The organism is Mycobacterium sp. 852002-51163_SCH5372311 (assembly GCF_001667115.1).
Classification (GTDB): Bacteria; Actinomycetota; Actinomycetes; order Mycobacteriales; family Mycobacteriaceae; genus Mycobacterium.
The window spans coordinates 18073-38433 of sequence record NZ_LZIJ01000080.1; the positions used below are offsets into that span (position 1 = coordinate 18073).

20 protein-coding genes are annotated in these 20361 nt (G+C 66.1%); 5 read left to right on the top strand and 15 right to left on the bottom strand.

The window, feature by feature from the left end:
- Complete coding sequence (locus tag A5791_RS10795; RefSeq protein WP_067235471.1) at positions 1-1164, top strand: isobutyryl-CoA dehydrogenase; 1164 nt, start codon at positions 1-3, stop codon at positions 1162-1164.
- A 10-nt stretch (positions 1165-1174) separates the two neighbouring features.
- Entirely contained in the window at positions 1175-2059 is an 885-nt protein-coding gene (gene mmsB, locus A5791_RS10800) for a 3-hydroxyisobutyrate dehydrogenase (RefSeq protein WP_067235347.1), read from the top strand.
- A 350-nt stretch (positions 2060-2409) separates the two neighbouring features.
- Here mmsB and A5791_RS10805 read toward each other — a convergent pair whose 3' ends face one another.
- From A5791_RS10805 to secY, 11 genes are all read right to left on the bottom strand, one after another.
- On the bottom strand, positions 2410-2958 hold the full coding sequence (locus A5791_RS10805; RefSeq protein ID WP_067235350.1) for a TIGR03086 family metal-binding protein: 549 nt from the start codon (positions 2956-2958) through the stop codon (positions 2410-2412).
- 20 nt (positions 2959-2978) lie between these two features.
- Positions 2979-3491: a MarR family transcriptional regulator gene (locus A5791_RS10810; RefSeq protein WP_067235353.1), complete on the bottom strand. Its 513-nt coding sequence runs from the start codon at positions 3489-3491 to the stop codon at positions 2979-2981.
- Between the two features lie 71 nt (positions 3492-3562).
- Positions 3563-4618, bottom strand: a complete 1056-nt coding sequence (locus A5791_RS10815) for an aminotransferase class I/II-fold pyridoxal phosphate-dependent enzyme (RefSeq protein WP_067235356.1) — start codon at positions 4616-4618, stop codon at positions 3563-3565.
- Positions 4618-5637: a 3-oxoacyl-ACP synthase III family protein gene (locus A5791_RS10820; protein ID WP_067235474.1), complete on the bottom strand. Its 1020-nt coding sequence runs from the start codon at positions 5635-5637 to the stop codon at positions 4618-4620. The genes A5791_RS10815 and A5791_RS10820 overlap by 1 nt, the downstream gene beginning before the upstream one ends.
- An 8-nt stretch (positions 5638-5645) precedes the next feature.
- The gene (locus A5791_RS10825; RefSeq protein ID WP_067235361.1) at positions 5646-6323 is read right to left on the bottom strand and encodes a hypothetical protein; all 678 of its coding nucleotides are present in this window, start codon (positions 6321-6323) and stop codon (positions 5646-5648) included.
- On the bottom strand, positions 6304-8070 hold the full coding sequence (locus A5791_RS10830; protein ID WP_067235364.1) for a thiamine pyrophosphate-binding protein: 1767 nt from the start codon (positions 8068-8070) through the stop codon (positions 6304-6306). The genes A5791_RS10825 and A5791_RS10830 overlap by 20 nt, the downstream gene beginning before the upstream one ends.
- A gap of 48 nt (positions 8071-8118) precedes the next feature.
- Positions 8119-8889 (bottom strand): anti-sigma factor, encoded by a 771-nt coding sequence (locus A5791_RS10835; protein ID WP_369828049.1) that lies wholly within the window; start codon positions 8887-8889, stop codon positions 8119-8121.
- Positions 8890-8992: 103 nt separating this feature from the next.
- Positions 8993-9526, bottom strand: coding sequence for a sigma-70 family RNA polymerase sigma factor (locus tag A5791_RS10840; RefSeq protein ID WP_082966861.1), 534 nt, complete (start codon positions 9524-9526; stop codon positions 8993-8995).
- Between the two features lie 79 nt (positions 9527-9605).
- Complete coding sequence (gene map, locus A5791_RS10845) at positions 9606-10406, bottom strand: type I methionyl aminopeptidase (protein ID WP_067235368.1); 801 nt, start codon at positions 10404-10406, stop codon at positions 9606-9608.
- A gap of 2 nt (positions 10407-10408) precedes the next feature.
- A complete protein-coding gene (locus A5791_RS10850) occupies positions 10409-10954 on the bottom strand; it encodes an adenylate kinase (protein WP_067235373.1) in 546 nt (181 codons plus the stop codon).
- On the bottom strand, positions 10951-12279 hold the full coding sequence (gene secY, locus A5791_RS10855; protein WP_067235377.1) for a preprotein translocase subunit SecY: 1329 nt from the start codon (positions 12277-12279) through the stop codon (positions 10951-10953). Before secY ends, A5791_RS10850 begins: the two co-directional genes overlap by 4 nt.
- Before the next feature lie 207 nt (positions 12280-12486).
- On the opposite strand from secY, the gene A5791_RS10860 reads away from it, so the two are divergent.
- Entirely contained in the window at positions 12487-13419 is a 933-nt protein-coding gene (locus A5791_RS10860; RefSeq protein WP_067235379.1) for a class I SAM-dependent methyltransferase, read from the top strand.
- Here A5791_RS10860 and A5791_RS10865 read toward each other — a convergent pair.
- The 4 genes from A5791_RS10865 to A5791_RS10880 form a co-directional block, all read right to left on the bottom strand.
- Positions 13416-14735 carry a cytochrome P450 gene (locus A5791_RS10865; protein ID WP_067235382.1) on the bottom strand — a complete coding sequence of 440 codons (1320 nt, stop codon included), beginning with the start codon at positions 14733-14735 and terminating at the stop codon, positions 13416-13418. The two genes, A5791_RS10860 and A5791_RS10865, sit on opposite strands and share 4 nt — an antisense overlap.
- Before the next feature lie 4 nt (positions 14736-14739).
- Positions 14740-16545: a peroxidase family protein gene (locus A5791_RS10870; protein ID WP_067235485.1), complete on the bottom strand. Its 1806-nt coding sequence runs from the start codon at positions 16543-16545 to the stop codon at positions 14740-14742.
- Positions 16546-16612: 67 nt separating this feature from the next.
- Entirely contained in the window at positions 16613-17278 is a 666-nt protein-coding gene (locus A5791_RS10875; protein WP_067235386.1) for a GNAT family N-acetyltransferase, read from the bottom strand.
- 34 nt (positions 17279-17312) lie between these two features.
- The gene (locus A5791_RS10880) at positions 17313-18686 is read right to left on the bottom strand and encodes an FGGY-family carbohydrate kinase (RefSeq protein ID WP_067235489.1); all 1374 of its coding nucleotides are present in this window, start codon (positions 18684-18686) and stop codon (positions 17313-17315) included.
- 30 nt (positions 18687-18716) lie between these two features.
- Between A5791_RS10880 and A5791_RS10885 the strand changes: the two genes are divergently transcribed.
- Together A5791_RS10885 and A5791_RS10890 are read left to right on the top strand one after the other, a co-directional pair.
- A complete protein-coding gene (locus tag A5791_RS10885) occupies positions 18717-19706 on the top strand; it encodes an NAD(P)-dependent oxidoreductase (protein WP_067235491.1) in 990 nt (329 codons plus the stop codon).
- Positions 19703-20359, top strand: a complete 657-nt coding sequence (locus tag A5791_RS10890) for an L-fuculose-phosphate aldolase (RefSeq protein WP_067235389.1) — start codon at positions 19703-19705, stop codon at positions 20357-20359. Before A5791_RS10885 ends, A5791_RS10890 begins: the two co-directional genes overlap by 4 nt.
- The last annotated feature ends 2 nt before the right edge of the window (positions 20360-20361 follow it).

The following is a 20361-nucleotide window of genomic DNA, read 5'->3' on the forward strand; positions in this document are numbered from 1 at the left end:
ATGTTTCAAGCTCTCAACGACGACGAGCGGGTGATCACCGAGACCGCGGCGGCGTTCGCCGCCAAGCGCATCGCCCCGCACGCCCTGGAATGGGATGCCACCGAACACTTTCCGACCGACGTGCTGCGCGAAGCCGCCGAACTCGGGATGGCGGCGATCTACTGCCGCGACGACGTGGGCGGCAGTGGACTGCGCCGGCTGGACGGGGTGCGCATCTTCGAGCAATTGGCCATCGCCGACCCGGTCACCGCGGCCTTCCTGTCCATCCACAACATGTGCGCGTGGATGATCGACAGCTACGGCACCGATGAACAACGCAAGATGTGGATTCCGCGGCTGGCGTCGATGGACGTCATTGCCAGCTACTGCCTGACCGAGCCGGGCGCCGGGTCGGACGCCGGCGCGCTGAGCACGCGGGCGGTCAAGCAGGGCGGCGATTATGTTCTCGACGGCGTCAAGCAATTCATTTCCGGTGCCGGGGCTTCGGACGTGTACGTGGTGATGGCGCGCACCGGAAGCGAGGGCCCTCGCGGGATATCCACCTTCGTCGTCGAAAAGGACACTCCCGGTCTCAGTTTCGGCGCACCCGAAGAGAAGATGGGCTGGCACGCACAGCCCACCGCGCAGGTGATCCTGGACGGGGTGCGGGTCCCGGCCGAGGCGATGCTGGGCGGCGCAGACGGTGAGGGTGCGGGCTTCGGCATCGCGATGAACGGCCTGAACGGCGGTCGGCTCAACATCGCGGCGTGCTCGCTCGGAGGGGCGCAGGCCGCCTTCGACAAGGCCGGCGGCTACGTTCGCGACCGGCAGGCATTCGGCGGCTCGCTGCTGGACGAGCCGACCATCCGGTTCAGCCTGGCCGACATGGCCACCGCGGTGGAGACCTCACGAATGCTGTTGTGGCGGGCCGCAAGTGCGCTCGACGCCGACGATCCCGACAAGGTCGAGCTGTGCGCGATGGCCAAACGCTATGTCACCGACACCTGCTTCGAGGTCGCCGACAAGGCTCTGCAGCTGCACGGCGGATACGGCTACCTGCGCGAGTATGGTCTGGAAAAGATCGTCCGTGACCTGCGGGTGCATCGAATTCTGGAAGGGACCAACGAAATCATGCGCGTGGTCATCGGCAGGGCCGAAGCCACGCGCTTCCGCGCAAGCCCTTAGAAAGGGAACCATGACGGAGCATCTCACGATCGCTTTTTTGGGGCTGGGCCATATGGGCGCGCCGATGTCGGCCAACCTGGTCGCTGCCGGCCATGCCGTGCGCGGGTACGACCCGCTACCCGCAGCGAGGTCGGCTGCCGCAGAGAACGGTGCCACGGTGTTCGACAGCGCCGGGGCCGCGGTGGCCGGCGCCGACGTCGTCATCACGATGCTGCCCAACGGCGACGTGGTGAAGCGCTGTTACGCCGAGATCCTGCCCGCCGCTCGAGACGGCGCCTTGTTCATCGACAGTTCGACGATCTCGGTCGACGACGCCCGCGAGGTGCATGCCCTGGCCGGCTCACACGGCATGCCCCAGCTCGACGCTCCGGTGTCGGGCGGCGTCAAGGGTGCCGTTGCCGGCACATTGGCGTTCATGGTCGGCGGCGACGAGGCGGCCCTGCAGCGCGCGCGCCCAGCGCTAAATCCCATGGCGGGCAAAATCATTCACTGCGGTGCGGCCGGTGCCGGTCAGGCCGCCAAGGTGTGCAACAACATGGTGCTGGCGGTGCAGCAGATCGCCATCGGCGAGGCGTTCGTGTTGGCCGAGAAGCTCGGCCTCTCGGCGCAGGCGCTGTTCGACGTCATCACCGGCGCGACCGGCAATTGCTGGGCGGTGCATACCAATTGTCCGGTGCCGGGCCCGGTGCCGACATCGCCGGCCAACCACGACTTCCAGCCGGGCTTCGCCACGGCGCTGATGAATAAGGACCTGGGCTTGGCCATGGATGCGGTGGCGTCAACCGGTTCCAGGGCGCCGCTGGGCACCCACGCCGCGGAGATCTACGCGAAATTCGCCGCCGACCACGGCGACAAGGACTTCAGTGCGGTGATCGAAACGCTGCGCGTCAGCTGACTGGCGCCGTACCGCGCGTACGTTGTGAACTGACGGATTTCGTTGTGAATGTGGGGCTTTCGGTGTGAATGTAGGGCGGGAATCGGCCGCGAACTTCCGCCCAGGATTCACGCCCAGAGCCGACGATTCACAGCCAAGCCAGAGACTACGAATGTAGGCTCGGTACATCATTGGCCACACCGGTCACTTCCATCACCGGGCAAGTGGCTTGTGTCTTTCTGTCCACCTCATAGCGACAATTACCTTGCCACGCAACGGCTGTCGCTCGGGGGCGGACAAAAGCCACACAAACTCCGCGCCGGGACTGGTGGGACAGATGAGACTATGACGGCAGACCGAATGACCCAGCGTCACTGGACCTTTCGGCCCAGGAAGGCGGCCAGCTGATCGGCGGGTGGACGCTCAGTTGAACATGGCTGCTCGTCGCTGAACGGCTTGCCCTGTCCGCGGAACTGTGGTCCCACCACCGCACGCGCGACAGCGAGTTGCTCGGTCGCCAACTCGGGATCCAGATCCGTCGATTGACCGGTGGCGGCGGCAAGGTCCCACGCGTGGGTGAGCACATCGGTGGTGCGGAGCCCGATGAACAGTTGTCCAGGCAGCTCCCCGAACGGCAGTTTGAACGTCGTCGTCATGCCGTTCGGCGCCGCGAAGACCTGTTGAGCGGCGGCGGCCGAGGTCCGGTGGGCCGCGGCGATGTCATCGGGCCGAGGCGGTGGCTGGACGGGTTCGCTAGCCCAGAGCCCGACGTGCTCGTTGCCGCCGATGACGTGCTCGATCAGATCACCGATCGTCCACTCCGAGCACGGTGTGGGAGTACCGATCTGGTCGGGGGTGACGTCGGCAAGGACGGCGGCGAACGCGTCCTGAGCGCGTTGGTGAGCAACTAGTGGGTCCACTGTCCTGCCTTTCTCTAGGTTCAGTCCGAGTAGTCTCCTGCGTTGCGGCGCAGGGTTTCAATAGACGACACCAGCGCCTGTGATTCGTCGGCAGACATTCCTATTTCCGCGAACACCTGCTCATTGAGCGTGACGGTGGCATCTTCGACGGTCGAGCGGCCGAGGTCAGTGATTTGCACCAGCGTCGTTCGCCCGTCTGTGGGGTGCGGAACCCGCTGCACCAGCCCGTCGGCCTCCAGTCGCCGGATCGCGTGGGTGACGCTGGTGACGTGGACCTGCAACCGATCCGACGCTTTGGTGATCGGCAATGCTCCGGTCCGGCTGAAGGCCAACAACCGCAGCAGTTCGAATCGCGAGAAGCTCAGGTCGTACGGGCGCAGCGCCGTCTCAACCCTGGCCAGCAAGATCTGGTGCGCGCGCATCACCGAGGTCACCGCGACCATGCCCGCTGCGACATCGCCCCATCCGGCTCGCTCCCAATTGGCGCGCGCAGCGGCGATCGGGTCACGCTTTTGAGGATTTGACGCGGCCACGCCTTTTCTTACCGCAGATCCGAAGCCCGGCTTCCCCCGCCCCCTCGCCGGGGGAAGCCGGGTCACCGGATTCAGCTTGCGCTCGCCGCCGGTTTTGCCACCGCATCCAGTACCGCCAGGGTGGACTCGCGGCTGCCCACGGTGATTCGGGCGCCACCGTCGGCGTAGCACCGGATGTGCAGGCCGCTGCCGGCGAATACCTCGCCCCACGGCCGCCCGCGCCCACCGCTGGACGGCAGGTATACGAAGTTCGCGTGCGCGTCGGGTGTATAAATCCCCATCGCGATCAGCCGCATCCGCAGATAGCGGCGTTCGGCGGTGATCGCTCGAATTCGTTGCAGCAGTTGATCTTCGGCATCGTAGGAGGCCGCGACGGCAAGCAGGCTGGTGATCGCGATGCCGAACGGCAGCTGCTGTGTCCACAACGTCTTGGCCAGCTCCGGGGATGCCAGGCCGTAACCGATTCGCAGGCCGGCCAGTCCGTACGCCTTGGAAAAGGTGCGCACCAGCACGACGTTGGGAAAATAACTGGTCAGGCCCCATACGTCGATCCGGTGCTGCGGGGCAGCGAATTCGATATAGGCCTCGTCGAGCAAGACGACGGTGTCGCGCGGGACCCGGCGCAGGAACCTGACGATCTCGGCCGTCGGGTCCAGCGTGCCCGTCGGATTGTGCGGCCGGCACACCACCACCACGCGGGCATTGGCCGCAGCATCGGCCAGGGCGTCGAGATCGTTGTGGCCGTATTGGTCCAGCGGCACTGTCACCGGATTCAGCCGCGCCATCTTCGCAATGATTGGATATCCGTCGAACGTCGGCGACGACATGGCGATCGCGTCGCCGGGGGTGGTCAATGCCTGCAGCGCCTGCAGCACGACGCCCGTCGCACCGGCGCCGAGCACCACCTGGTCCGGTGGCAGGCCGATCCGGCCGGCGATCAAGCTGCGCAACCGTTCGGGCAGAAACTCCGGATACCGATTGGCCGCGTCGATCGAGCGATACAGTGCCGAGCGCACCGCGGGAAGCGGCGGATACGGATTTTCGTTGAGCGACAACGCAAACGGATCGATAGCGTCGGGAAAGCCGTCTCCGACTTCGGCGGTGACCGGGCTGGCAAAGGCTGCCATCAGTCGCGCCCTCCCCAGCGCACCGCCGCCGCGCCGGCGAAGTCGCCGGCGTGCGCAAAGGCCGCCATCAGGACCAGGTCCCCGCTCTTGAGCTGCCCGTCGGATATTGCGCGGTCAAGGTTGACTGGAATACCCGCACCGAAAAGGTTGCCGCACTGGTCGAAGGTGTCCCGATGACGTTCCTTGGGCAGCTCCAGCGCTTCGCGCCAATTGCGCAGAAACACCCGGTTGGGTTGGTTGGTCACCAGTAGATCGATGTCTTTGGGAGCCACGCCGATTCGGTCGCATACCGCCAGCGCCACCTCAGGAACCTGCCGGTTGCCGCGGGCCAGGACTTTCGTGATCTTGCTATCCGTGAACCCGATGCTGCCCTCGCCGGTTCCGGCCGCCCACCATTTGCGGGGCGGGTCGTAAGACAGCGTCATCTCACCGGCGTACTCGCCATAGGTGCGGCATTCGGCATCCAGAATGGGCGACTGATCGGACAGCGCGACCAGGCCGACCGCGGCCCCGTCGCCCGGCACCGCAGACTGCGCCTTGCGACGGATCGTGGGCTGATCGAAGAACTGCCCGGCCGCATTCTGGGCGATGGCGATCAGCGCGGTGCGACCTTCGCCCGACGACAGCAGTTTGCGAGCCACGTTGAGCGCCAGCACGAACGCCGCACATCCGCCGTTGTTCAGGTCCAGCGCCCACGAAGGTCGCAGGCCCAACCGGTGGGCGATGCCGCCGCCTTCGCCGTAGAAGGCCATGTCGGGTACCTGGGTGTGGGTGATCAGCACGTCGACGCTCTCGATGAAATCTTGGCCGTGCCGGTCGATCAAACCTTGCGCCGCACGCTCTACCATGTCGATCGCGGTCTCGTCCGGTGCGACGTGATGACGAAACTTCGGCGCACGGAACATGAGATTGTCACGCAGGTCGTCGGTCTCGGCGAATTGCGCGTAGTACTCCGCGCCGATGGGTTCGCCGGGCAGGTAGGTGGAAACGTCGATCAGGCTGACGCTCTGGTTGCTCATATCGTTCCTCAGCTCATCCACTCGGGGGTCACCGGCAGCCCGTTGCGGTGGCGGTACTCGGCGATCGCCTTGAGGTTCTTCAGTTCCAGCAGGTGGCCGGCGCCGAACATGTCCCAGAAATCGCCGACCCACACCGGGCGTTGCGCCGGCGCGGTCTCGGGGTACGGGTTCTTGTCATAGAAGGGGTGATGGCAATTGGTCCACAGCACAACCGAACCCGGCTTGTCGAGGACCACCTGGGCATCGACGACGCGCATCAAATAGATCATCCACAAGTGCTTGCCCTGGTCCCATGCGCAGTGGTAATCGACGGTCCGGGCCTGCTTGTCGGCGATGGTGCGGGTGTAGATCTTCGTCTCCGAACCAAGCCGGTCGTAGGCAAGCCAAAGACCGGGTTCGTCGGTAGTGGTGAATCCGCGCAGACTATAAGTCCACTCCTCCAGGCTGCGGGTGTCGGCCATGTACTCGTAAAGCTCATCAGGCGGACAGTCGACGTAATCGTTGACGGTGCAGTACTCCCCGTAGACGACGTCGTGCGGGTATACCGACCGCATCATCTCCATGATGATCGGGGTGGCCTTTTCCCTGGGGCTGGTTTCGATGCGGACCAAGCCGTCGATGGGCTCACCCAGGCCGGTCTGGGCCAGGTGGTGGGTTTGGATATCGTCAAGCGCTGGCAGCGACATCGGTTCGGTTCTCCTTAGCGGTTGTGATCGTATGTTTGACCGAAGGTCTTTGGCGGCCATCGAGAAGTGATGCGAGGAATGGTGCGAAGGGCGGGATTTCGTCGGCAGCACATTCGACGCTGACCACCGCAGGGCCATCGATGTCCGAGACCGCGCGCATCGCGGCGGCCAGGGCGTCGAGGTCGCTGACGTCGATGGAGGCCAGGCCCGGGAACATCGCCGCCAGACCGGCACCCAGCCGGCTGGGCCGGAATCGGTTGTAGCTGTAGAGATCGTCGTAGAACAGTTGCTCGCGGGTGACGCACATGGCGTGGGCATTGTTGTTGAGCAACACGAACGTCACCGGAAGCCGATACTGCACCGCGGTGTGCACCTCCATGCCGTGCATGAAAAATGCTCCGTCACCGGCGATTACGACAGTGCGACCGGGGCCGCGTCCGGAGCTGGACCGGCCGAACGCCATCCCGATGCCCGCACCGAAGCTATAGCCCATCCCCCCCATGCCGAGCGCGACCGCGAACCTGCCGCCGCGCCGCGCCGGCAGGTAGTGGATCGCCGCCGCGCCGGTGTTGCCCGCGTCGACCACGACGTCTGTCCCGTCCGGCAGGGCGGCGTCGAGTACGGCCATGGCGTCGCGGTACCGGACTCCCGGCCCTAAGTACGCGGGCGGCACCAGTTCGGTGCGTCGCACCGCGTCGGGTACCCGCACACCCGTCGGCCGTCCACGGCCGGACAACGACTGGATCATCATGCGCAGCGATCCGCGCAAGTCGTCGGTGTGCACGTGGGTGCACGAAATGTACGGCGGCGCTGAGCCGATCGAGACGGTCACCTTCGGCAGCACGTCGTCGAGACCGGTGCGGGCGGTGGCGGACAGCCGGGTACCTACCACAAGGCACACCGCGCTGGCGTTGACCGCTTCGATCACACCGGGGTGGCCCATGACACCGGTGACACCGAGCGCGGACGACGAGCCCAAACCCGGTGTCCCCGCCACGTCCTTCGCGTCGGGGACAGTAGCCACCCGTGCCCGCAACACCGCGCGCAGCTCCTCGAGCTCGGCGCGGGCGTCGTCGCGGGCCACCTGCTCGCCCACGATGATGGTGACCGGACCGTTCGCGTCGCGCAGCACTTTGACGATCGGATGCGGGTTGCCGATGGGGCGCGGCTCGAGAATGGCATAGCCGTTGTTCCGGCTCTCGATCTCGACTCGGCTCTGCTGAATGTCCTTGGGCAGCAACAACACTGCCGGCCCGCCGGTGCGAGCTGTCGCGATGGCCCGCGGCAGCGCCGTGAAGATGCCGGCCGGTGTGAGCACGCGCTCACACGACACCGAGACCGCGGAGAACAGCGCTTCGGCGTTCAGCGATCCGTTGCGTCCGCTGGTGTCCTGAAAGCTGCCCAGCCCGTCCATCGCGGTGGGGGCCTGGCCGACCAAAGCAAGCACCGGGACCCGGCTGGCCAGCGCCTCGCCCAGTCCAGCAACCAGATTCAGCGCACCGCCGCCCGAAGTGGCCGCGACGATTCCCAGTCCAGAGCCGGGTCCGGCCCCGCTGCGGCTGTACCCGTCGGCCATGGTGGCGGCGGAGAACTCATGCTTGGCCAGCACTGCGGTGATGCCGGACCGGAAATGCGCCGCGTCGTACAGATCCTCGATGTTGGCGCCGTCCACGCCGAAAATGTGGTCGGCGCCAATTGCGGCGAGCCGGTCGACGATGTAGTCGACCACCCGGTACTGCCCTGGCATGTCATTGACACGACACGTGGAGGCTTTGAGTTCACCTCACCGCGGGAATTACAGCGAACGCTCCAACAGCACGTGACCGTCGTCCGCGGAAACCACTTGCACCGCGGCAATCTGGGCCATCGGCGTCGAAATGCTTGCCGCGGGCGTCGCGGTGTGGCCGGGGTCGGCCACCCAGGTGGCCAATCGGGTCTGACTGCCGTCGCGCCCGATCACGACCATCGCCAGCGTGTCATGGTGAGCGGTCAGCGGTGCCAGGCACACGCAGCGCAGATTGATGAACGTGCCCCAGTGTTGCGGGGTGACCGCCACCGTCGAGGCCAGCAGGTTGGTGCCGACCTGAGTCATCGGCTGGGCAGACGCCGTCACCTGCTGAGCAGGGGTTGCCGAATGACCCTGGACCCCGACGAACACGCCGATTGCCAGCACCGCGGCGGCCGCGGCTGAGGCCACCCACGCCGTCATGCGGGTGCGGCGGCGACGCCAACGCACCTTTTCCAACAGCGTCGGCAACAACTGTGGCGACATCTCAGGTGTCGCGAACGCCGTCCCGGCCGCGCCGCCCGACTCGGCGATCGCGGTCACTTCGGCACGGTCGAGCTGCGAAAGCAGGGCAGGCACGCCGCTGAGTTCGGCGACGGCCTCCCGGCATGGCGGGCACTGGGTCAGGTGTGACTCGTATTCGCGACGCTCGGCGGCAGAGAGTGACCCCAGCACGTACGCGGCGTCCCACGTCGCGTACGTGTCCTCGTTCATGGCCAGATCGCGTATCTCTTTGTCACCGGGCGTGTCGCCCGGCGGGCCGATTCCCCGTAGCGGCATCCTCATGTCATTTCTCCCGTCACCCTCAAGTATTCGGAACCGATTGCCAGCCGGATGGGCCCGAGATTCCCACGGATCCCGATATCCCCAAAAGATTCCGCTGTCATCGGGTTACTCCAAGTTCCTGCAGAGTGAGCCGCAATGCCCGTACGGCATAGTGTAATCGCGACTTCACTGTTCCTTCCGCGATTCCGAGGTCCGTAGCGATCTGCGCGGTGGTCCATCCGCGGTAGTAGGACCGCTCGATGACCGCCCGGTGCTCCGCGGACAACTGGGCCATCGCGTCGCCGATCAACATCCGGTCCAGTGCGGCGTTGACCTCATCCGGCGTGGACCGCTCGGGCGCGCCTTCCTCGTCGGTCGAACCGACGACGTTGCGGAACCGGGCGCTGCGCCGGTCGTCGATGATCATGTTGCGGGCCACGGTGAACAGCCATGCCCGCGCCGGGCGCTCCGAGTCGCCGATCACTTCCGGATGCTGCCACGCCCGCAGCAGCGTCTCCTGTACCACGTCCTCGGCCTGGCTCGCGTCGCCGGTCAGCCGCAGCGCGTAGCGCCACAACACGGCGGCGTGCTCGTCGTAGAGCGCCTTCATCAGCGCGGCTTCCGCAGCCGCGACGCCGGCAACCCGAGCCACGCAATCACCTCCTGCAACTGACACGAGGCGAGTGGGTGATTAGTTCATCGTCGCACGGTCATAAGCTGGGTAAACCGGCTCAGGGCAGGGTCAGAATGCGCGGCCCACTCTCGGTCACCGCCACCGTGTGCTCCCAATGTGCCGCCCGTGACCCGTCGGCGGTGGTCACCGTCCATTCGTCGTCGAGGACCACCGTCTTGCCGGTTCCCAGGGTGAGCATCGGCTCGATGGCCAGCACCGAACCGGCGGCCAGCAGCGGACCGCGGCCGGGCGGCCCCTCGTTGGGCAGGAACGGGTCCATGTGCATGTGCCTGCCGATGCCATGGCCCCCGTACCCCTGCACGATCCCGAACGCGCGTGCGTAGCGGACCTCAGCCGCTCGAGTGCCGAGTTCGATGGCGTGCGCGACGTCGGTCAAGCGATTGCCGACGACCATCGCCGCGATTCCGGCTTCCAGCGATTCCCTGGTCGCCTGCGAGAGTGCTTCGTCGGCCGGGTCGAGGATTCCGACGCCGAACGTGACCGCGGCATCGCCGTGCCACCCGTCCAGTACCGCACCGCAGTCGATGGAGACCAGGTCGCCGGCAGCAAGAATCTCGGCGGCCGAGGGGATGCCGTGGACCACCCGGTCGTTGACGGATGCACAGATCGACGCCGGGTAGCCGTGGTAGCCCAGGAACGACGGCGTGGCGCCGGCTTCGCGGATCACCGACTCCGCGATTTCATCGAGGCTCAGGGTCGAGACCCCGGCAACCGCGGCGGCCTGGACGGCGTTCAGCGCGACTGCGACGACGGCGCCGGCGGCGGCCATCGCGTCGAGTTCGGCTGCACTGCGCTGCGGCACGACCCTGCGAGGCCGCAGGCGTGCCAAAGCGCTCATGGTTACTTCCCCAATGCGTGCAACGCGCGGGCGAAAACCTCGTCGAGACTTCCCACCGCGTCGACGGTCTTCAGCTCGCTGCTGTAGTACTCGAGCAGCGGCGCGGTTTCGTCGCGGTAGACCTTCATCCGGTTGTGGATGACCTCTTCGGTGTCGTCCGCGCGGCCGCGCCCTTTGAGCCGCTGCAACAGCTCTTCCTCCGAAACGCGGAACTCGACCACCGCATCGATGTCGGTGCCACGACGTTCGAGCATCTCGTGCAGCGCCTTGGCCTGCTCCACCGAGCGCGGATACCCGTCCAGGATGAAGCCCTTGGCCGTGTCGGGATTGTTCAGCCGGTCGTCGACGAGCTGGTTGGTCAACTCGGAGGGCACCAGGTCACCGGCGTCCAGATAGCGCTGGGCCTCCAGACCCAGCTTGGTGCCGTTCTCGATGTTCTGCCGGAACAGTTCGCCGGTGGAGATCTGCGGGATCCCGAGCTTCTCGGCGAGCTTTTGGGCCTGCGTCCCCTTACCCGCTCCCGGCGGTCCCAGCAAAACCACTCTCACTTGAGGAACCCTTCGTAATTGCGCTGCATGAGCTGACTCTCTATCTGTTTGACCGTATCCAAACCGACACCGATCATGATCAGAACGGCTGTTCCACCGAAGGGAAGGTTCTGCACCCCTCCGCTGGCTCCGATCTGAAGGAACAGATTAGGCAGCACCGCGATCACGCCGAGGTAGACCGAACCCGGCAGGGTAATGCGGCTGAGCACATAGCGCAGATAGTCCGCGGTCGGCCGCCCCGGCCGGATACCCGGAATGAAGCCGCCGAACTTCTTCATCTCGTCGGCACGTTCGTCGGGATTGAACGTGACCGACACGTAGAAGTAGGTGAAGAAGATGATCAGCCCGAAATAGATGGTGATGTAGACCGGGTCACTCGGGTCGGACAGGTACGTCCCGACGAATTTGTCCCACCAGCCGTTGGCCGCCCGCGAGCTGCCGCCGCTGCGGACCAGCTGGGTGATCAGATGCGGAATGTAGATCAGCGAGGACGCGAAGATGACCGGGATAACACCGGCCTGGTTGACCTTGAGCGGCAGATACGTCGAGGTGCCGCCATACATGCGCCGGCCCACCATGCGTTTGGCGTACTGGACCGGGATGCGGCGCTGGCCCTGCTCGACGAACACCACCCCGACGATGATGACCAGCGCGGCCCCGCACACGGCCGCGAAGATGACACCGCCGCGGCTTTCCAGGATCTGCTGGCCTTCGGGGTAGATGCGGGCGGCGATGCCGACGAAGATCAGCAGCGACATGCCGTTGCCGATCCCGCGTTCGGTGACCAGCTCACCCATCCACATGACCAGCCCGGCGCCGGCCGTCATCACCAGCACGATGACGACGAGCGTGAAGATGCTCTGGTCGGAGATGATCTCTTCCCGGCAGCCCTGCAGCAGCTGGCCGCTGGCCGCCAGGGCCACGATGCTGGTGGCTTGCAGAATCGCCAGCGCGATCGCCAGGTAGCGGGTGTACTGCGTCATCTTGGCCTGGCCGGCCTGGCCTTCTTTACGCAGCTCCTCGAACCGCGGGATGACCACGGTGAGCAGCTGCACGATGATGCTGGCGGTGATGTAGGGCATCACGCCCACCGCGAACACCGTCACCTTCAGCAGCGCACCGCCGGAGAACAGGTTGATCAGCGAATACATCTGTCCGGCCTGGCCGCCCTCGGCCTGCTTGACGCACTCGTTCACGACCTTGAAGTCGACACCTGGCGACGGCAGGGTGGCGCCGACCCGATACAGGATGACTATGCCCAGCGTGAACAGGATCTTCCGTCTCAAGTCGACTGTTCGCAGCGACGAGATGAAAGCCGAAAGCACTCTTCCTCCTGCGCAGCCGGGGGTCATCCTGAGTTACGCGCCCAACACCCGCAGGTCAGGACGTACGGCGTAAGCCGTGTACGAGACTAACAGCTAGTGCCCGCTGGTCCGCCCAGGGCCGCCGGGGAGCCGGTGCAACCGAGTAGAGTTCCGGGTAGCTCATTGCATTTGCTAAATATCCAACGCGGCTTGTCGAGAAGGAACACCATGACACGCACTGACTCACCACGGTCCCCTGGAGACAGCTGGGACCTGGCCTCCAGTGTCGGTGCCACCGCGACCATGGTCGCCGCCGCTCGTGCGCTGGCGAGCGAGGGGCCCGACGCGATCATCGATGATCCGTTCGCGGCTCCGCTGGTACGTGCGGTCGGCCTCGACTTCTTCACCCGCATGGTCGACGGCCAGATAAGCCCACCCGAGGACTACGCCGACGCCGAACGAGACTTGCAGTTCGAGACCGACTCGATGGGGGTGCGGACCCGTTTCTTCGACCAGTTCTTCCTCGACGCCGCCGATGCGGGAGTTCGCCAATTCGTGATTCTGGCCGCCGGTCTCGACGCCCGGGCCTACCGGCTGTCCTGGCCCAGGGGCAGTGTGGTCTACGAAGTGGACCAGCCCAAGGTCGTGGAGTTCAAGACCGCAACCATGTCCGCGCTGGGCGCCACGCCCGCCGCACACCGGAAGACGGTCGCCATCGACCTGCGCGAAGACTGGCCTGCTGCCTTGCGCCGCAGTGGATTCGACGCGACGAGGCCCGCCGCGTGGAGCGCGGAGGGCTTGCTCATGTACCTTCCGCCGCAAGCCCAGGACCGGCTGTTCGACAACATCACCGAGCTCAGCGCCCCCGGCAGCAGGCTGGCCACCGAATACCACCCCGAATCGCGCGGCTCCGATGTGACAATGTCGCAGCGCGCACAGGAATTCAACCAACGGTGGGTCAACCTGGGCTGCGACATCGACCTGTCCGGGCTGTTCTACGACGGCGAGCGCAGCAATGTCGTCGACTACCTGAAGGATCAGGGCTGGCAGGTCACCACCCGGCCACGGCGGGACATGTTCGCCGACTTCGGCCGCGGCTTCCCCGACGACGACTCGGTGGCCCAGTTCCGCAACATCACCGCCGTCGTCGCGACGCGCTAATCGTCCGCCACGCTGCAGGCCATGCTGAACCCGTACAGGTCGAAACTGTGCGGTAGCGGTCTACCGGGGTTCAGCCGGGTTCCGGAGCAATTGGTGGCGCCCCCGTCGATCAGGTGGGCGAGCACCGCCTGTCCCAGTAGCACAGCCAAGTTGGCACCCGGGCAGCCCTGCGGGCCGTGGCTGAGGAAGTTGTACGACCAGTCGTTGCCGGCGTCTCCGCTCACCCATTCGCCCGGTGAGAACTTGTCCGCGTACGGGATGCGGTTGCGGTTGCGGTGGTTGAACACGTTGTAGATCAACACCTGCTGGCCTTCGGGCAGGACGGCGCCGTTCGGGAACTCGACGTCACGCGTGGTCACCCGGCCGAACAGTTGGGTGGTCGGCCATAGCCGCATGGTCTCGTACAGGCAACCGGCCAGGTAATCGAGCTTGGCAATGCCGGCGGCCGAAGAGATGTCCGCGCCGGCCATCTCGTGCTTTACCTCACGCAGCTGTTCGCCGTGAGTCGACAGCACGCCCAGCGTGCGAAACACGTTGGCGGCCAACGTGTCTCCCATCGCGAACAACCAGTGCACCAGCTGGCCCGCGGGTGCCACCCCCGGATCGGGCGCCTGCGGGATCAGCGCGGCGAGGCTGCCAGCTTCGGGATCCGCCAGATAGCTTTCGATACGGGAGATGAACTCGTCGTAACGCGGCGCGGGTTCACCGGGCATGCGATTACCCGCCGACATCAGTTCGCCCAACAGCTCGGTCAGCTCGGTGTCCTCGGCGGCCGCGGGGCCGAATACCACCCGCCGGGTCATCCGCTGGATGGCCGCGTTGAAGTTCTGCCAACGGATGGTTTCCGGCACGAGTTCGGCCGCGGTGTCCGCGGCGATGTCGACGAATGGTTGGGCGAGCCGGTGCACGGGCTTGTCGGTGTCGAGCACGGCCTCGGCAAACTTGCGGCGCTCCTGCCACTGCTGACCGCGCGAAATCGTCAGCGCCTCAGGCTGAAACGCGGCCATCCCCTTGCGTTTGGCCTCCGGGTCCGAAGCGAACGGATCCGGCGAGCCATTGAGCACGAAGCGCAAGTCGTCGGGGTCGTGGAGCAACAGCGCCTCGTCGCGTGCGACGCGGACGTAGAACGGTCCGGGCCCGTAGCTGCGCACCATCCCCTCCACCAGCCGGTAGCCGAGGTAGTCGGCGGCCACCATCGACGCGATCCGGGTCGGCACCTCCCGCTTGCTGAACAACCCCAGAATGATGTTGGGAGCGCCGATCTGGGCGGTGAATCGCAGGCCTTCCAGGACGGATGCGTGCGGAAAGTCAGTCACGGACCTACCCCCAGGGCATGTAGGCGCGGACGGAGTCGGCAAGGCGCAGCACGGGATGCTTCTTGCCTTCCACCGCTGCACCCAGCTTCGGCCACGGCGCGAAGATCCGCTCGGCATCGCCGATCACCGGCTGTAGCTCCGGATAGTGGCGCAGCAGCACATCTTTCATCGTCGTATGGTTCACCCAGTCATATCCGACCTGGGTGTAAACCTCGGGCCGGAAGTCGTTGGTGAAGAACCGGTCGCTCTTCAGCCGCCGCGATGCCATCAGGATGAAGATGCGGAATGCGGTGTCGGAGAAGCCGAAACCCTTCGGTGGCTGCTCGGCCTGCATGCCGATCTGCAGGTCGACGGAATCCACGTCGCCGTTGTAGATCTCGTTGATCTCGGCAGCCCATTGTTTGTTCGGCGTGATTTCGTCGATGGTCTTGCGGCGCGGCATCCGCAGGGCTTCGCGAAAGTCGTTGTAGCGCGGCACCCCGCGTTCCCGGTCGCGCACAATGTCCAGTGTCGCCAGGTCGGTGATCTGCCCGTCGACGCGGGTCAGCTTGCGCAACGCGTTCGGGTAGTTGTGCAGGCAAACCGCGCCCGCACTGGCCAGGCCGAACGAATACCACATGTCGCCCATCTCCATGCGGTCCATGAAGTCGCGCGTGAAACGCCCTTGCAGCTCGGTGAAGTCGCGCTTCTCGAGATGCTCGCCGGTCTCCAGCGAGAAGAAGTTCCAGTCGTCGGGAATCAGCGGGTGCATGCGGTAGACCGAGACGAATTCCTCGGTCAGCGAGAACGGTGCGCTGTGGTGATCGGTTGACGATCCGATGATGCCCGACAGTGCCTCGCTGTCGCCGATGCGGCCGATCCGGTCTTTGAATGTCTCGCCGAGAGCGCCGAACCAGTTGGCGTTCATGCCGATCTGCAGCGCGGGGTGGCGCAGTACGCAGGTCGTCCATTCGATGGTGTGGATCTTGGCGATCAGCGCCGAGACCACCAGGACACCCAACTCGAAGAGGCGCTGATCGTCAAAGCTGGGGTACGCCTTCTTCATTTCGTCACATACGGCGTTGTGTTCGCGGGCAAACAGGGTGTGCAACAGCCCGACGCCGACCCACCAGTTCTCCCGCATGCCGGTGAGATCGATACCGGGGATGTCGCTCTTCGGCAGCCTGCCGTCGCCGCCGACCTTGATCTTGCCGTCGACGAAAGTGCGCACCTCGGCTTGACGTTCCGTGCCGCTGCCGTAGATCTGCGAACCGTCCCACCAATGGGTTTCGACATTGCCGAACACCGGTGCCGGACAGCCGTCCACGATCTCCCCGTGAGTGGGGATGGTGCAGCGGATGCGCATCGGGCTCTGCGGGAAGTCGTCACCTTGGCGCAAAGGGATGTCGATCGTCTTGTCCGCCACACCGTCACCGTGGAAGAACCAGTTGTGGTTCTCGAACTGCAGCCAGGCCGCGGCCAGCGCATTGATGATTCCGGCGGGCTTGAATTCGTCACGCGCCATCAGGCGCCGGCTGACCACCCGTGGATCGGGGTCGAGTATCCGCTTGGTGTCGGTGACGGTCTTGGCCAGCGGGACATTGCGCCCGAAGCCCGATCCTTTGGAGCCCATCCACGGATCGGACAGGTCGTTGAATGTCCCGTCCGGGGTGCGCGCACGCTTGACTTCCTCGGTGGGCTCTCCGAGGTCCTCTTTGGGGCGAATGCCGTCGCCTTCGAACAAGTTGTGGTTGCGCAGGTCGTCGCGCAGGCCCGCCAGCGCTCTGAGTTGCAGAACAAGCGAGGGATGCTCATACCACTGACGACTCACTTTGACCACCGTTCCCTAGAAGTTGCCATGCCATATTCAGCCCGAGACCCCAACGGGCACAACGGACTTAGCCGGGGTTAGCCGCGGGCGCGCGGACGACCAGCGGCACGGCTGGGAAGAACCAGGCCATCTCCGAGCGCGACTTGCGTAGCGCGGCGGTGCCGTAGCCCCGCTTCCGATGCTCGGGATGGATCCAGATCCGGACGTTCACCTCGCCGTGGACGAGCTCACCGAACACCATTCCGACCTTCTGTCCGGAGTCGACGGCCACGAACCACGCCGCTTCTTCGGCATCGACGCGGCGCAGCGCCGAACGGATCTCGTCGTCGAGGTCGCCGGCTGGTCTGCCGGATCCGTCGCCGGCAGTTCGGATCTCCTCGGTGCGCGCGGCAAAGATGTCGCGGTCCTCGTCCGGCGAGAAGGGCCGCAGCTCGAGGCTCTCCCCCGAGCTCGCCGGCCGGTCACTGAGCGCAAAACTCAGCTGCTTGTTCAGGTCGTCGAGTTCGGCGAGGATCTTGCGGCGAGCATCCTGGGTGAGCTGGTCGAACCTCATGCTCATCACCGCTTCGGCGGCCTGGTGGGAGGTGTCCAGCAATTTTACGATCGTCTCGATCGCGGCCGCCTTGTTCGGCGACTCCACCACGACGTCGGCTATCTCGTGGCGACGCTCAAGGGCTTTGAGCAGGGCATCTGCAATCTCGCGACGGACGGCGGTGCGATCGTGATCGGTCATCCCGCAAGCCTAGAACGAGACAGCAGCTCTCGCCTCAGACTTCGGCAGATGCCTGGTCGCTCAGCTCGAGAAACCGCCGATAGCGGTCGGCCACGGCCGTCGCCCACGTCGGCTGGGGGTCGACGACGTGCTCGACCCGGGCCCAGCGCCCGGCGTCGGTGATGGTCGTTTCCAGGCCGACCGCCATGCGGGCGAGGAAGGCCGCGCCGAGTGCCCCTCCCTCGGCCACCCCGGACACCTCCACGGGCCGGCCGGTGGCGTCGGCGATGGCCTGCATCCAGGGCAGTACCCGGCTGCCGCCACCCGCGGCCACGATGCGAGCCACCGGGGCCCCGCTGAGCTCGATCAGGTGCCGGACCACGAAACCCGAAGCCTCGTAGGCGGCGCGCCGCACGGATGCGGCGTCGTGGGTGAGGTCCAACCCATCCAGCACTGCCCGGCGGTGAGGATCGTGGAACGGTGTGCGCTCACCGCGGATATACGGCGACCAGACCGGCACCCGCCGTGGATCCGCGTGCTGCGCATCGGCCGCCGGATCGCCCGGTGCGACAAGGCGATTCACCCATTCCAGAAACAGCCCGCCGGCGTTGCTGGCTCCCCCGATCTTGCTCAGCCCGGCAACCGTGTGCGGGATGGTCCACAGCCCGGGAACGCGTCTGGTTCCCGAGGTCGTGGTCCACACGATCAACGTGGTGCCACACAGCACCAGCACCTCGCCCTCACGGTCGGCACCGGCGACCAACTGTTCGCACAGGGCATCGACCGCGCCGGTGGCCAGCACCGAATCGGTGCCGTGGACTTGTCCAGCAGCAACGCCGAACGACTCCACCCGGGGCATGTGGTCCACCGTCGCGCCGCAGTCGGCGCAGGCCGCCGCATCCCAGCCGGTCCCGTCGAACAGCGGAAGGCTGGTGATCGCGGTGGCGGAGTCGATCACCGCCTCACCCGACAGCGCATAGTTGGCTACCGCCGCTGCCGGCCAGTATCCGGCCGCGCCTGGCGCCTGGGCGGCTGTCCAGCGCAGAAACTCGGCGGCCTCGCCGACCGCCGGCAGCGGTAGGGCCCGTTGGTCTGCGGTGCCGGCACCCTGTCCCCTGGCGTCGCCGTACAACAGGCCCGGTGAGATGGGCCGGCCGCCGGAGTCGACGGCGGTCATCGACGGCACCATTGCCGCAACCGCCATCGCCCGGGCCGGCGCTCCCCCGGGTAGGGCCAGCTGGTCGAGCGCCGCCAACGGACCGCGCCGCCATGCCTCGTCGGCGTCGTGCTCCAGCAAGTCGGGTGCCGGCACGCGCAGCTGATGGGGAATCCGGACGCGCGCCCGCACGTCACCGTTCTCGTCGGCGGCAACCGCTTTGACCCCGGTGGTGCCGATGTCGATGCCGATTGTGAGGTCTTCGCGTGACACGGGCGCCACCGTACGCCAGCATTGGCATTCGTGACGTCTCGACCACGCGCTCTGGTGACAGCTCCGCTGAGAGGACCGGGTTTCGACAAGCTACGGCAGCTGGCCGACGTGGTCTACGACCCTTGGATAACTGAGCTCGATCAGAACCCACTGCGGATCTACAGCGCCGAGCAGCTGGCCGAACGCATTGCTGACGAAGGCGCCGATGTCGTTGTGGTGGAAAGCGACTCGGTTTCAGGGCGGGTATTTGATCTGGAGTTGCGGGCGATCGCCTCCACCCGCGGCGATCCCAATAACGTCGACGTCGCCGGAGCAACCGCCGCCGGGATCCCGGTGCTCAATACCCCGGCCCGCAACGCCGATGCGGTGGCCGAGATGACGGTGGCGCTGTTGCTGGCCGCGACCCGTCACCTGCTGACCGCAGACGCAGATGTCCGGTCCGGCAACATCTTTCGCGATGGCGTTCTTCCCTACCAGCGCTTCCGCGGCTGGGAGATCGCCGGTCGCACCGCCGGGCTGGTCGGCCTGGGCGCCGTCGGCCGCGCGTTGCGGTGGCGGCTGGCCGGGCTGGGCATGAATGTCATCGCCTACGACCCGTACAACCACGAAGCCCGGCACAGCCTCGACGAGCTGCTGGGCGAAGCCGACGTCATCTCGTTGCACGCGCCGGTCACCGACGACACCGTCGGGATGATCGGCGCCGGGCAGTTTGCTTCGATGCGCGACGGCGTGGTCTTTCTCAACACCGCGCGGGCCCAGCTCCACGACACCGACGCGCTGGTCGACGCCCTGCGCGGCGGCAAGGTGGCCGCGGCCGGCCTGGACCACTTCGTCGGCGAATGGCTGCCGACCGATCACCCGCTGGTGGCGATGCCGAACGTCGTCCTGACCCCACACATCGGCGGGGCCACGTGGAACACTGAGGCGCGGCAGGCGCAGATGGTCGCTGACGACCTGGAAGCGTTGCTGTCCGGCACGATGCCGGCCCACATCGTCAACCCGGAGGTGCTGGGGTTATGAAATTCGTGGACGACCCGGAGTCCGCGGTGCTGGCGGCCGCCAAAGACATGCTGCGTCGCGGCCTCGTCGAGGGAACGGCCGGCAACATTTCGGCCCGGCGCAAGGACGGCAGCCTGGTGATCACGCCGTCGTCGGTCGACTACGCCGACATGGAGCTCGACGACCTCGTGGTAGTGGATCCCGAAGGCGCTGTACTGCAGGCCAAGGACGGTCGGATGCCGTCGACGGAGATGAAGCTGCACCTGGCCTGCTACCAGGCGTTCGACGACATCGGCAGCGTCATTCACAGTCATCCGGTGTGGGCGACCATGTTCGCCATCGCGCATGAGCCGATTCCGGCATGTATCGACGAGTTCGCGGTCTATTGCGGCGGGGACGTCCGCTGTACCGAGTACGCCGCGTCGGGCACACCCGAGGTCGGTGTCAACGCGGTCAAGGCGCTGGACGGCCGTGGCGCGGCGCTGATCGCCAACCACGGCCTGGTGGCCGTGGGCCCCCGGCCCGACAAGGTCCTGCACATCACCGCGCTGGTGGAGCGTACGGCTCAAATCGTCTGGGGTGCAAGGGCTCTCGGTGGTCCGGTGCTGCTTCCCGAGGATGTGAACCGCAACTTCGCCGGCGTCTACGGTTATCTGCGCGCCAACCCGATGTAGCG